We start from the raw sequence: 13,464 nt of genomic DNA on the forward strand, positions 1-13,464 counted from the left end.
CTAGTAGTAGACAGGTGAGGACAGATGTCTTCAGTGAGTAAAAGAAAACAAAAAGGAGGAGAGGACAAATGACACAGAAGAAAGCTGGCAGCAATCTATGGATCTATGTTTTTGTTCCTTTCCTTCTTTTAGGTGTTTTCTATTTCATATTGAATGGGCAGGGCGGAGAGCCGGTCACGAGCAGTACGACAAGTGAGAATAATGAAGATTTGTCGAGACAGGTGCTTCAATATGAAGAGGAAGTAGAAGCTTATGCAAAGCAGGAAGGCATTGAGGAATATACCGATATTTTACTAGCTTTAATGATGCAGGAGTCAGGCGGCAGGGGAGACGACCCTATGCAGGCTTCTGAATCCTACTGCGGTTCTGTTGGCTGTATTGAAGATCCGGAAAAATCGATTGAACAGGGTGTTTCCTATTTTGCTCAAACGCTTGAGATGGCTGATTATGATGTAAGGCTTGCTCTTCAATCTTATAATTTCGGCACGGGTTTTATTGATTTTGTAATGAACCGGGGTGGCGAATATTCGCAGGAGCTGGCGATTGAGTTTTCCGCCGAAAAGTATGAGGAGCTTAAAGATACAGGCATCTACAGCTGTATTCGTGAGGAGGCTGAACAATACGATGCCTGTTACGGGGACATTTTCTATGTTGATGCGGTGCTGGACTATTATGAAGAAGGCTCCAATGATTTGATGGATGTGTAATGTTTTAGTAGTCTTCCTCTCAAAAACAGTAGATTCTGAAGTAACTTGAGCTTGTTTGTTTTAGAGAAGGGGGCCACGTCGCTGCCCTCCCCTGTAGAAAGAGTCAGCGATCCATAATAAAAGTGGCTGTTTTCTCCGTATTTAGAGATACTAACAAATCCAAACATCGAAAATATGGGTAAGAGACACACGCATCCAATGAGGGATGGGTGTCTTTTTGTGTACATATGTGTCGGAATTTTCTAAAATAGGGAGGGGTGATCAAATGGAAAATACTGTGCGCTATGATTATTATGTAGAAAAAGTAGGAACGGGATCTCCGCTTATCTTTCTTCCGGGAGGAGGTTTTTCTGGGAATGCGGGATTCATTATTGCCGACCGGTTAAAGCAGGATTTCGAAACTCATATGATTGACCTTCCTGGTTTAGGGAGGAGTATTGGAATCAATCAGAAAATAGATACAAGGGTGCTAGCGGACTGGATGAGAGAATATTTGGATCAGCAGCAGATTGAACGGGCGCATTTAGTCGGTCATTCACTGGGCGGAGCTATCCTTCTTGCCTTTGCGGTTCATTATCCGGAGCGGGTTAATCAATTGGTGCTGCTGGACCAAGGGCATAAATCATGCCCGAAAGTCCCTGTTTCTGAATTCGGCGCGTTTGGTTATGCTTTTCCTCTCTTGGATGCAGGGGTGAAATTGTTTGGCCGTCCTGTCTTAAGAAAACTTGCTTCCCTGTTTAAAACCGAGGATAAAGAAGTTACTGACGTACATGTTCAAAAGTTTTGTGATCATGTCGGAGTTGAACCGGATGAGTATGTGGCGCTTTCGCTTGGGACACCTGCTGAATTCTCAGCAAATGGAGTGCGCGTTTTGTTTGGCTATTATCATATGAACCTGCCTGAATTAATGAAAAAACTGAGAGTGCCTGCTCTGCTGGCCTATGCAACGTTTCGTCATCATGATGAGAAAGAATGGGATCAAACCTTCAGGGCAATTGATCACTTAAAGAGATTTAATCTACCAGTCTCGTATCGAGCGGTGGAAGGCGGTCATCACGTTCATTGGACAGATCCAACGCTGCTTGAGGATATCGAAGCTTTTTTAACCAAACGGACGGAAGCCGTACATAGATAAGATAAAAAGAGGAGGGATTCAATGGGATACCGGGGTGCTTCTGTTTATGATCAAGGAGACTTCTTTTCTCGTTATATGGCTAGAAGGCATCGAAAAGAAAGTCCAAATAATGCGATGGAAAAACCGGTAATTATGGAGTCGCTGGGTGATATCAAGGGGGCGCATATCCTGGACTTAGGGTGTGGGGACGCTGCATGGGCGTCTGAACTTTATGAAAAAGGGTGTGTTTTTTATGAAGGGGTGGAAGGTTCAGAAAACATGGTAGAAGCAGCCTGGAAGGAGGTTTCTCCATTTAATGCTGTCATTCACCATGCTTCTTTAGAGGAGTTGGATTTCCGTGAAGCTTCTTATGATTTTATCGTATCCAGGATGGTGCTGCATTACATAGAGGAGCTGGATGCTGTTTTACAAAACATTCATGAGGCGTTGAAAGTGGGTGGCCGCTTGATTTTCAGTGTGCAGCATCCTGTATTAACTTCCTCGACTGAGAGTGCCTTCCAAACAGGCAGACGAACCAACTGGATAGTGGACGATTATTTTCATCAAGGAGAAAGACGTGAGCCGTGGATGGATAAGGAAGTGATTAAGTATCACCGAACCCTGGAAGAATATTTCAAACTTTTGTTGAAAGCCGGGTTTCGAATCCATGACCTTCGAGAAGGCGAACCGGGGAAAGAGAATTTCGATTCAGATGAAGAATTAAAAAGAAGGCAGCGGATTCCGCTCTTTTTAATATTTTCGTGTGAAAAAATCTAGGAGGAGATAGACGGTGGAACTGATTTTTGTCCGACATGCCCAGGGGGAACACACAATCAATCCTCCCGACAGCTTACACCACCTGCATCCTTCTTTAACGTCAAAGGGGAGGTCACAGGCTGAGCAGTTACAGTCGGAACTTCCATTAACTTCAAGCGACCTTCTCGTCTTAAGTCCTATGAAGCGGACGATTGAAACAGCGATGATCTGGTCAGAAGGAAGTGGGGCGGATGTGATCATCAGTCCAATGGCCGACCCGCGAATGTTTCCGCAAAAACCTGGGTGGGAAGCACTTCCCTGCGATCAGACGATAGAGAAAAGCAGGATTGAACAGGAATTCTATATAGATGATTTTTCCTCCACCTCCCTTTGGGAAAAAGGAATCAACCGTATGCCGGGTGATGACTTTCAGATCGCAGCAGAGTCCTTTTTGAACTGGTTAAAGAATCATGGGAAAGAGCGGGTTTGCATGGTATCCCATGATGGAACTATTACATCCTTTAGAGAGATCATCCAAGGCTGTTCCTTCACGCGGAAAGACTTTTTAACGGACGGAGGATGGGTAAGGGAGGAGTGGTAGTTGTGTCTACCTACTGCTTTCTTGTTGGAATGTAAACGATATACTACAATGATGGAGGATTTTGAAGGGGAAAGTTGTGGTGTCGTTGAGAAATGTATTGGCGTGGCGTGTTCTTTGGATACATATCGTGATAGGTATTTTAAACCTATTCTTTCAGGTGATCTCTTATCGTAGTCTCGGTCATGGAGGGGCAGGATTTCTCTCTATGCTTCTACTGATTATAAACGTGATTGGTTATCTGCTTCTAAGTTTTCTTCTATTAAAAAATGTACGCAGGAAAAATCTATGGATATCGACAGCGGTTCTTACGGGAACAGGGCTTTTGTTATGGGTTACTCTTGTTTTTGAAAAGGAAGTTTCTCCATTATTTTCGCTCTATCATATTGCTGGTGTAAGTTCAGGGCTGTGGTTGGATTCTTCCTACGGTGGATTTTTAAACGAGCCTTCTGTACAGATTGGATTCTTATTTTCCGTGGTTCCTTCTTTACTCATTGTGACAGGATTCTATCTAAGTGAGAAATGGAATTCTATGATGTTGGTAAGAGCATCAGGCTATATGATCTGTATGATTGCTGCGATTGTCCTCACTTTTTTTACGGGTTATCAAGGCAGATGGATCGAAAACCGTGGGCAGTTAAAAGGGGCTTTTCCTATGGATACCGGTTTTCCTTTGTCGTTCGCACAGTTAAACTACCCGGAAATTGACCCGCCTCTTCCATACTACTATGGGGGAAGCTGCTGTACGATGTCGGTGATCTCTCCGCTGAATTATTGGATTTCTGCAGCTATCGTTTTTTTTCTGTTGCTGATTCTATTTGAAACGGTTTGGTTTTTGGTTAGAAAAAGAGAAAATAGGATGGAGTAAACACTCAGGAAGTTGTCTTCCTGGGTTTTTTAATGTCTATACAGCTCAAGGCTATGGCGGATTTATAAGGATGTACTGTCTTTTTTTACCTGAAGTGATAAAGTTAAGATATGTCAATTACATAAAATAAGAGTTTTTAGAAGGTAGGTCGGAATATGCACCTACCTAAGAATCGTAATGGAAAAGGGGAGGACTTATGGACAATGAAAAAACGTTGAACGGGCATCTCTATGACCTGGAGACAACCTTACTTAGAGCGGAAACACGGAAATCAAGGGAGCAGCTTGATGAATTACTAGCCCCGGATTTTATGGAAATTTCAAGCACAGGAAATGTATTTGATAAAGCAAACGTTCTTGATCGTCTGCCAAAAGAAAACGACCCGGGGATTACGTGCAGGAATTTTGAAATGCGGGAACTTTCTTCTACAACAGCCCTGACGACGTTTGAAATTTTTATTGAAAGTAAGGGGCAGCATTCGCTGCGCAGTTCGGTGTGGAGACGTACATACGGAAAGTGGCAGATGTGCTTTCATCAGGGAACGGTTACAGAGGCTAAGGATGAGGAAGAGGAATCGATGACTTTTGAAAGCTATCTTAAAAGCCTACCTGATTTTGAAACCTCACGTTTACGACTAAGAAAGCTCAAATTTTCAGATGTAAACGATGTTTATGAATTTTGTTCCAATCCTAAAGTGGCTTATCCGATGACTTGGGAAACCAATGCATCTCCCGATGTAACAAGAGAATTCCTGACTGCGGCTATTTCCGGTTATGAGACCGGGGAATCCGGAGAGTGGGCTGTTGAATGGAAGGATACAGGTAAAGTGATCGGAGTAGCTGCCTTTATTGACTGGAGCAACTTACATAAAAGTATCGAGCTCGGCTACTTTCTATCCGAAGAGTATTGGGGGAAAGGGGTGGCCACAGAAGCTCTTGAAAAACTGGTTTCTTATGGTCTCCATGAATTAAAGGCGAACCGGATAGAAGGAAGATGTGACACGGACAACTTTGGTTCACAGCGGGTCATGGAGAAGGTAGGAATGGTCTATGAAGGAACGTTAAGAAAGAATGAATACATTAAGGGTGAATTTAGAGATACCCAGGTCTATGCCTTGTTAAATCATGACTATCAGCTATCTCAGTGAATTCACCAGAAATAGGAACTTGTATAAGTAGTGTGAAAGGCGATTTCAACAATGAATGGAGAGGTTTACAATCGTTTATTATCTAGGTATTCATGACATAGATATGAAAGAAAAAATCCGGACCATTATAAAAGGGGACAATAGTCAGCTGGAGCAAACCAACGCCTATGAAGTGGTGAAGCAGATCACAGCTGTCCTTGGTTCACCTGATCCGGAACTCCGGGATGAGTTAGGGTATCAGGCACTTATCAAATTACTGATTCAGGACCGGCTTCTCAACACATATGAGTTACAGGAATTGATGGAAGAGATGCTGTCAGAGGATAAACTGTTTTATAGGATTGGAGAAGAAGGGGAAGACAGTGTTTTTCTCCGTTCTTTTTCTTCTCTTGTCTTAGCACTGCTGATCCACCGTGATCAACAGGAGCCTTTTCTTTCACGCCCGGATTTTACAAAAGTGGTGGAGAGTCTTGCCCGATATTGTCATATGGAGAAGGATTACCGTGGGTTTGTAGAAGGAAAAGGGTGGGCCCATGCTCCAGCACATATTTCGGATGTTATGGATGAATGTGTCATTCATCGGTATTCAGACGTTGATGTATGCAGGGATGTGTGGGAAGCAATGAAACAATTAGTGCTCCATGCCCCAAGGGTTTTTGATGCAGAAGAAGAGGAGAGAATGGCAACGGCTGTATGTGGGATGGTTGGTGTTAAAGGTATGACGCTGACCACTCTTAAGGAATGGACCAATGATCTCGCATCATCAGATTATGAGCTTCATACGAAAATAAATGTGAAGAACTTTGTGCGGTCTGTCGGCCTCAGGCTTTTAGTGAAGGAGCCCGCTGTCGACCTGAGGGAATGGATGATAGAGTTGGAAACCACATATAATCCGGGGTTTTCTCAACAATAATGTATAGGTTAAAAATGTGACGTGGAAGGTGGAGAAATGGAAACAGAACGACTTCTGTTTCGTCCTTATGAAGGCCATGATTTTGATTTTCTTCATACTTTGCTGACAGATCCAGATATGATCCGGTATATAGGAAAAGGTCAGGTGAAAGACAGGAAAGGATCAGAAGATTTTTATCAGTGGATCCAAGAGACTTATAAAAAAGGCAGATTCTATGGTCTGCAGGTCATGGTTAGAAAATCAGATGGGGAACGAATCGGGCATGCGGGGCTTGTGCCGCAAATGATAAATGATCAAGAAGAAGTGGAAGTCGGATATTGGATCAGACCTGAATCCTGGGGACAGGGGTATGCATCAGAAGCAGCATCGTCCCTTGTGAAGGTTGGATTAAAGCATTTGAAGCTTCCCAAGCTCTTTTCTCTCATTCAGAAGGGCAACTCTCCATCTATGAGAATAGCCGAAAAAGCGGGGATGACATGTGCTGAAGTGAGCGTGCGCCAGGGAAGAGAAGTTTACATATTCTCAAGGACTTCTTGAAAAAATTAGTAGGTGATCTTTTGTTTCAAACATGCTCATCGAAGGGTAAAGGTTAGGTAACTTTACATTTTGTCAGGAGGAGAGCTTTTGCTTTTTAAAGGAATTCATCCATCCAATCCTTCTAAAGCTTCGATCGCAACGATTATCATTGGTTTCTTTCTTATGGGCGCTGCTTTTTATAGTTTTATTGTCCTCGCAGAAGAAGTGGTTGAAGAACAGAAGTTTGCGATTGACCAGATGGCCACAGATTTTGTGAGCGCTGTGAATACACCATCATTGGAGAACTTTATGGGGACGATTACGGAAACCGGAGCGGTATGGTGGCTGACTTCGGGATCTCTTCTCATTCTGGTCTATCTCATTTTTATTTCAGATAAAAGTAACTGGCTGTGGATCTTTTTTGTGATTAATATGATCGGCATCAGCGCTTTAACAAAGGGACTGAAACTGATCTTTGAACGCCAGCGGCCTGAAGTTCTTGCTAAATATGATGGTGTAGGATTCAGCTTTCCGAGTGGTCATTCGTCTGGATCCATCACCTTTTACGGATTCTTAATCTATTTAGTAGCCGTTAGTCATCTCAACCAAAAATGGAAGTGGGTCATCAATATCCTGCTTGGCCTATTAACTATAACCATTGCCGTCAGCCGTACCTTTATCGGCGTACATTACTTTACAGATATTCTAGCCGGGCTGGCACTTGGACTGGGGTGGCTGCTCATTTGTATTGCATCTCTTGAAATGATGTTATTCCGTAAAAGACGGAGAAAATCATCTTCTAAAAAAGAAACGATGTCTTCGTAAGAAGTCGTTCTGGATTCAGGTGTCAACCTGGATTAGAACGGCTTTTTTATGTCCTTAAATACCATGGTATTTTTTTACATAAACATGCTATCATGAAAGGGAAATGCTGTTAGGTTTAAATGTACTGCCTCTTTGTGGTTAATGAGACCTATGGCTTGGTCATAGAGTTAAAAGAGGGTATAGGCAAGGATGTTGTTTGTAAATGAATATAAAAAAGGTAAAGGGGAGGTTTGATGGAGGATAGATGGGATGAAAAAGAGGGGAAACACTTCAGGGAACGTCTGGAACACTTATGGAAAAGCGGCTACATAAATAACGAAACCTATTTCCGGGCTTTGGAAGCCGATCGTTCCTATATCGTAGATCAAGAATCGTTACGTGAAAGGGAGACGGAAGTAAGTGAAGAGCCTGTGCCTCCTGATGCACCTTTTTCAAAAGAGGTCAGTAAGTCTGCTCCAGTGAAGAAGAAAGTGAAAACGAAAGAACAAATCCGTGAACGGAACATTACCTGGTCCTTAATTCTTGGCGTGACGCTGCTTCTTTTGACGGGTTTAATCATTGCGACAAGTCAGTGGGAACAAATGGGGGCGGGAGCTAAAGTTGCTGCCATTGCCTTTGTATCACTGTTTTTCTTCGGACTGAGTTATGTGACGGGGCGCTTTCTTCGCATTCATCAGACCGCTTTTGCATTTTTAACACTAGGCAGTTTGTTGATTCCGATTGGTATTGTAGCGATCGGCTATTTTGAACTGCTGGGAAACTACCTTTCGCTTTGGGGAGAAGGCAGGCACATCCTCGGGCTGATTGGTTCTTTATTATCCCTGCCGATCTATCTCAGACATGCACTCGTTCATCAGTCCAGATTCTACGTGTGGGTTTCTTTTATTTTTATGACGCTTACGGCAGGATTTTTACTCGGATCACTGCCCCTGGGTACAGATGCCTTCTATTTAGGTATGATGGTCTATAATGCTGGATTAATCACTTTTTACGTTCGTTCTCATAAAACAGGGCCGTTGAAATTGTTTACAAAAGAACTGCCTTTGTTCACTCAGGGAAACCTTGTTCTTTCTACTCTTCTCATGCTGTTCTTCTTTGATAATGAAGTGTTTTACAGCTTCAATCTGTTGTTGACCGCCTGCATCTATATGGCTATGGTGTTTGTCTACCAAACGAAAGAATATCAGTTTGTCTTTTCTGTTATGGTCGTCTATGCGGCCTATCAGCTTGTCGAGCACTCCCCTCTGCAGCAGGTGGACCTCATTATTTATGCAGTCACGGGCTTTATATATTTAGGCCTTTCCTATGTATTTAAAGACCATTCCCGTATCAATCAGTTGTTTCGTTATATTAGCGGGATCGTCTCGTTCCTGGCATTTGTTTACATCAGTTATGAAAGTCTATTCCTTCGCGGAGAAGAGGGGTCATGGCTTTTATTTTTGGCTTATGTGGGTATTACCGTCAATTACCTTCTCCTTGCACATGTGACAAGATATCCAGGATTTCAGTATTTAACACCTGTCTTTTTCTTTATCAGCCTGTGGCAGCTTTGGGAACTCATCGGGGCCGGCCGGCTGTCTGTATGGATGTTCGTTCTGGCATCCTTTGTGTCTCTTGTTCCTGGTATGTGGGCAGGGAAAAGCATTTTGCGGTCGGTAAAGGAGAGCACGTTCTACACAGCCCTTGTCGTTATGGCCGGATGTATCTCATACAGCTTTTATGCAGGGGCTTATGGGGAAACTTCGTTTATGTTTTTCGTGTTAGGTGGACTGGCTTATACAGCCAGCCAATTCTCCCGTGAGGAAAGCGTGAAAAAGGCTGCTGTCTGGGGGCACCCTGGCGCTTTTGCTGTTTCAGGTGCACTTTTTTACGAGCCACTCGTGGCATGGATCCCAGCTTATGAGGAAGGGCTGGCGTTTCCATTCCACCTTGCAGTGACCGGGATTCTATTACTAGCTGTTCACTTAATGTTGAAAAAATGGGGCAAGAGGAATCTCGCATCCACGACGTTTTATATCGCTCAAGGGTCGTATCTAACTGCCATTCTCCTGCTTATCAATCATCCGGGTGTCGATCCTATGATTGTCCGTCCTCTGATTCTATTGACCGGCATCGGTGTATCGTACTGGTTGGTGCGTGTGGCCGGAAATACGAGTTTATGGGGGGTTGTATCCCTTGTCACACTGGCTTTTTACTTTTCAATGGTGGATCCGCTGGGGATTGAACGGTTTGACTGGTTCCTTGTTTATCTGTTGTTTGCACCTGTTCTTCTGGTGATGGCAGGGGAGTGGGGAAAGAATAGGTGGATCGGTATGCGTCCTTATTTTTACTGGCTCGCTCATATCATCCAGCCATTTCTTTTGCTGCTTCTTTTATTGAATCAAATGGGAATGGAGAAGGTACATCCGCTTCTTCTGCTGGTGCCAGTTGCGCTGTATTCATACAGCGCCTGGAAAGCCCAACGGGAAGCAGAAATCAAGGCGATGCTCTATGCAGCTTGTACCGTATTTTTCTTCCTTGTATTTACTGTTCCTGATTACTATGACATGTGGCCGGCAGGATCAGAACCATACGCCTTTTTATTCACCAGTCTTATTCTCTCAGGTCTGTGGTTCCTGTTTTCTTCTTTATGGAAACGTCGCCTGGACTGGTATTGGATTCCGTTTTCTATTCTCGGTCTGTACATGATGATACTGATGGAGAATATATCAAATGTTGAACTTGTGCCCATCGTTTCTTACGCGTGTCTGATTCTTTTCTTTTTACACAAAAGAAAATGGTCTGCAGCTCGTTTTATCCCGCTGCTTATGATTCTTACCCTTATCGGGGCAGTGAGCCAGACGTGGGAGCAGTCCGTGACGATTCTCTCTTTGTTGGTCTCCAGCGCTGTGCTTATGGCGGCCGGGCGCGTGTTTCATCCTTATTTAATAGGAAGCAGCTTCGATATAGACACGTATTCCTGGTCTGCTCTCGTCTATATGATGTATATGAGTTTCTTCACATCAGGAGATGGGAATGTCTGGATTCGTATTCTTCCTGTTTTACTCGTAGGTGTCTGGCTTCTGGTAACGGCTCCTGGATGGAGACAGGATATGCCGTCAAGAATCTTCATTTCTACGGGCATCTTTTGTTTCTATGTTTCGTATCTTTTTATTCTTCTAGACTACGAGCCGGTGATCCCTGACCTACTGGAAGCAGAATTGCAGGCTCTTCCTGGGCTTGGATTATTATTCTACTTGAAAAAACGTACATGGAGCTCATATGCATCCATTATGAGTCACGTTCAGTCTGCTGTTCTTCTGTTTATTGCTGCTTATCTTGTCGTTGACGCGATTCAAAGTCATACGCTTTTAGATGCGTGGATAATTGGAGGTTTATCGCTTGCTTCAATGGTTGCGGGGATGCAGTTGAAAATTAAGTCCTACTTTTTCGTCGGTATGGGTGTGTTGGTGTTTAATGTTCTTTACCAGACGAAACCTTACTGGGGAAGCGCTCCGTGGTGGGTATATTTATTGACTGCCGGTGTCCTGCTTATCGGCATAGCGAGTTATAATGAATGGAAAAAGCAGCAGTCCGAAGATTCCCAGCCGTTTGAAAGAAAACTCAAGCGTTTATGGTTGTCTTTCAAAGAATGGGATTAAAAAAAGAACGTCATAGATGCCTATGACGTTCTTTTTGTCTGGAAACTTCCCGTACCGGTATGATTGGTATGAAAAGCGGTTTAATCGTCTTTTTGAGTTAGCTTATGGTCGTTCATCCCGCATTCGGGACATTGTGTCCAAATATTGTAAGCGACTTTTTCAGAAAACTCTCTTGGAGTCACTTTAATAATCTTTAACTTGTTATGGTAACAGCTTGTACATCTTTCCTGTATCAGCTGACCAATTTGATAATGTAACATAATCTCCTCCTAATAAGTCATTTTCCATGAGGAGAGCACGGAATTTCGAGAAGGTTTTCTAGTATAACGTATTCTCAATTAGAAATCAAAGGGATAAGGGAGAAAATGCTGTATGAGGAGCTCCCGGCTTAAGCGGGATGCGTCCTGGAGGGTAATTGTGAGGTGGATGCGGGGCATTTTTCTAGCATGAAGATGTCGGCAGAATTCATTGTCAGCCTATAAATTAAAAGGTAAATCCATCTCCTTGGAACTATTCTGAAACGATAGAAAACCGTAGGGAATCGTTTCAGATAAATAGGGTTGGTTGTCTCACATAGAGTGATTATTTAGCAGGAGAAGGAAAAGTGAACAGGACGTCCTTCGGTTAAAGGAGGGCAGTTTCACAAATAGAAAGAGGAACTAGACGAATCTTTTTACTTCCCAGTAGATGTGATTGATGATGTTGGAGTTAATCTTATTTGCGAAGCATTCGGCCTGGGCCCGATTCTTGAATAACTTGGCTCGATCGGAAGATGCATGCTTTAAGGTTACCACTTTACCTTTGAAATTCTTGCAGAGGATATAAATCGCTGCCACCTCCCTGTGAAATCTTTTTCTAGGATAACTTTATAAGACAATTATATCGTTAATAATTGTTGATTTATAGGAAAATTCAGACAAAAATACTGACAAATTAAGTGCTCATTGGACAAGGGATGAGCGGTTTTGTTTACCCTCCTGAATTAAAAATGACGAATCTTCTTAGTCCCAATAATTTTCATTCCTATATCCTTAAAACTTTTATGGAAACAACTGGATTTTTTGGGAGGGTTAAACCTAAAGAAGGAAGACCCAGGTAAGGGTCTTCCTTCTATTATTTAAACTCATAATGTTGTCTCCCTGAAAACTCTATAAACCGTGTTTGTACGGCGTCGTTTGTTACCCTGTTTCCTTTAAACGATCTGGTTCCGGGTCCATGAGATTCAACGCTTTGGTCTGACTTAGTCCTCCTATGAGTATGAGGATCGTCACGGTCAAAAATAAAGCCTCCCCGCCAAACTGAGATAATAACAGACCTCCTAATAAGGGGCCGAGGGAGCGGGAAAGGTCCCAATGTAATCCGAATAAAGCGAAGTATCTTCCCTTGTTTTCGTCAGGTGCCAGTAAACTTACTGTCGTCTGCATGTGGTTGAGTGTTAAGATCGCCCCCACACAAAACAGAAGCTGTGATAAAATGAAACCAGACAAATGGTAGGAAAATCCAAAACCTATCGCAGCGAGCGCATACAACAAATAGCCGGCCAGAATCACATGTCTCCGTGCGAATTTTTGTGTTCGGTTAATGAGTACGACTTCAAATAAAATGAAAACGATGGTCCCTATCGTTTCTAATAACGAGAATAAAAATAAGTAATTGCCGATATTTTCTTTCAGGAAGACAGGCCAGTTTGTTTCCATCTGCGCATGGAAAAGGCTGAGCGGAAGCATGCCGCAAGCCAGCCATCCGAGTTTTTTGTAACCTGTGGAGTTTTGTTTTTTTACTTCTTTTTTAACCCCTGCAGGCTTTGATTCAGGCAGCCATCGTAAGCAGATGAGAGTATAAATAAGAATCAGCAGGGCCATCCAAGCAAATAGAAGTTTTTCATTGTATTGAAAAAGAAAAGCTCCCAAGAGCGGTCCTCCCAGAGCGCCGATGCTTGAGGCTGTGTTGAGCAGGGCGAACGTTTCTGATTGTTTTTCATGATGGATAGTATCTGAGATTTGAGCTCTGGCAGCCGGGATGTAAACGAAACGACCAAGGCCATTAATAAAAAGAAAGAATAGAAATGCCCAAATGGATGAGGCGAAAATAAAACCAATCATAGCTCCAAGCTGAAAGAGAAGGGAACCGAGCATTACAGAGCGGCGTCCAAACCGGTCGATCCATCCGCCCAATAAAAAAGTAAACAGAATTTCTGTGAAGGGTTGAACGCCGATTATGAGAGTTGTGACAATCAGGTTATTTTCAAATTGGTCATACATATACAGAGTTAAAAAGGGTAGAAGAATGATCGATATAAATGAGGTGAGCGCATGTCCTTCGGCTTGTATCCATACGACCAGAGGGAACTGCTTAAAGTACTTTCTCATAGAGCTACAT

Annotated in this window: 12 protein-coding genes; 10 read left to right on the top strand and 2 right to left on the bottom strand. The window is 43.1% G+C overall.

The genetic code is table 11. From position 1 onward, the window contains the following. Positions 1-68: 68 nt before the first annotated feature. The 10 genes from LC036_RS01625 to LC036_RS01670 all read left to right on the top strand — a co-directional run bounded on the left by LC036_RS01625 (position 69) and on the right by LC036_RS01670 (position 11,085). On the top strand, positions 69-707 hold the full coding sequence (locus LC036_RS01625) for a lysozyme family protein (RefSeq protein ID WP_226577294.1): 639 nt from the start codon (positions 69-71) through the stop codon (positions 705-707). 265 nt (positions 708-972) lie between these two features. Beyond that, positions 973-1,842 carry an alpha/beta fold hydrolase gene (locus LC036_RS01630; RefSeq protein WP_226577298.1) on the top strand — a complete coding sequence of 290 codons (870 nt, stop codon included), beginning with the start codon at positions 973-975 and terminating at the stop codon, positions 1,840-1,842. A gap of 21 nt (positions 1,843-1,863) precedes the next feature. Continuing rightward, entirely contained in the window at positions 1,864-2,598 is a 735-nt protein-coding gene (locus tag LC036_RS01635) for a class I SAM-dependent methyltransferase (protein WP_226577301.1), read from the top strand. A gap of 13 nt (positions 2,599-2,611) precedes the next feature. Beyond that, entirely contained in the window at positions 2,612-3,178 is a 567-nt protein-coding gene (locus LC036_RS01640; RefSeq protein WP_226577304.1) for a histidine phosphatase family protein, read from the top strand. 79 nt (positions 3,179-3,257) lie between these two features. Next, on the top strand, positions 3,258-4,043 hold the full coding sequence (locus LC036_RS01645; RefSeq protein ID WP_226577307.1) for a hypothetical protein: 786 nt from the start codon (positions 3,258-3,260) through the stop codon (positions 4,041-4,043). A 196-nt stretch (positions 4,044-4,239) separates the two neighbouring features. Next, a complete protein-coding gene (locus LC036_RS01650) occupies positions 4,240-5,190 on the top strand; it encodes a GNAT family N-acetyltransferase (RefSeq protein WP_226577309.1) in 951 nt (316 codons plus the stop codon). 55 nt (positions 5,191-5,245) lie between these two features. After that, entirely contained in the window at positions 5,246-6,103 is an 858-nt protein-coding gene (locus LC036_RS01655) for a DUF2785 domain-containing protein (protein WP_226577311.1), read from the top strand. Positions 6,104-6,139: 36 nt separating this feature from the next. Then, on the top strand, positions 6,140-6,640 hold the full coding sequence (locus tag LC036_RS01660; protein ID WP_226577314.1) for a GNAT family N-acetyltransferase: 501 nt from the start codon (positions 6,140-6,142) through the stop codon (positions 6,638-6,640). Positions 6,641-6,727: 87 nt separating this feature from the next. Further along, on the top strand, positions 6,728-7,444 hold the full coding sequence (locus LC036_RS01665; RefSeq protein ID WP_226577317.1) for a phosphatase PAP2 family protein: 717 nt from the start codon (positions 6,728-6,730) through the stop codon (positions 7,442-7,444). A 233-nt stretch (positions 7,445-7,677) separates the two neighbouring features. After that, positions 7,678-11,085 (top strand): hypothetical protein, encoded by a 3,408-nt coding sequence (locus tag LC036_RS01670; RefSeq protein ID WP_226577319.1) that lies wholly within the window; start codon positions 7,678-7,680, stop codon positions 11,083-11,085. An 80-nt stretch (positions 11,086-11,165) separates the two neighbouring features. On the opposite strand, the gene LC036_RS01675 is transcribed toward LC036_RS01670, so the two are convergent. Further along, positions 11,166-11,345: a hypothetical protein gene (locus LC036_RS01675; protein ID WP_226577322.1), complete on the bottom strand. Its 180-nt coding sequence runs from the start codon at positions 11,343-11,345 to the stop codon at positions 11,166-11,168. Between the two features lie 918 nt (positions 11,346-12,263). Further along, positions 12,264-13,454, bottom strand: a complete 1,191-nt coding sequence (locus LC036_RS01680) for an MFS transporter (protein WP_226577325.1) — start codon at positions 13,452-13,454, stop codon at positions 12,264-12,266. Positions 13,455-13,464: the final 10 nt, after the last annotated feature.

The organism is Halobacillus litoralis, from assembly GCF_020524025.1.
Taxonomy (GTDB): Bacteria; Bacillota; Bacilli; order Bacillales; family Halobacillaceae; genus Halobacillus; species Halobacillus litoralis_D.

Bases quoted from the DNA above. Each gene is read 5' to 3' on its own strand.
- LC036_RS01625 (WP_226577294.1), top strand. From the start codon at position 69: ATGACACAGAAGAAAGCTGGCAGCAATCTATGGATCTATGTTTTTGTT.
- LC036_RS01630 (WP_226577298.1), top strand. From the start codon at position 973: ATGGAAAATACTGTGCGCTATGATTATTATGTAGAAAAAGTAGGAACG.
- LC036_RS01635 (WP_226577301.1), top strand. From the start codon at position 1,864: ATGGGATACCGGGGTGCTTCTGTTTATGATCAAGGAGACTTCTTTTCT.
- LC036_RS01650 (WP_226577309.1), top strand. From the start codon at position 4,240: ATGGACAATGAAAAAACGTTGAACGGGCATCTCTATGACCTGGAGACA.
- LC036_RS01655 (WP_226577311.1), top strand. From the start codon at position 5,246: ATGGAGAGGTTTACAATCGTTTATTATCTAGGTATTCATGACATAGAT.
- LC036_RS01660 (WP_226577314.1), top strand. From the start codon at position 6,140: ATGGAAACAGAACGACTTCTGTTTCGTCCTTATGAAGGCCATGATTTT.
- LC036_RS01670 (WP_226577319.1), top strand. From the start codon at position 7,678: ATGGAGGATAGATGGGATGAAAAAGAGGGGAAACACTTCAGGGAACGT.
- LC036_RS01675 (WP_226577322.1), bottom strand. From the start codon at position 11,345: ATGTTACATTATCAAATTGGTCAGCTGATACAGGAAAGATGTACAAGC.
- LC036_RS01680 (WP_226577325.1), bottom strand. From the start codon at position 13,454: ATGAGAAAGTACTTTAAGCAGTTCCCTCTGGTCGTATGGATACAAGCC.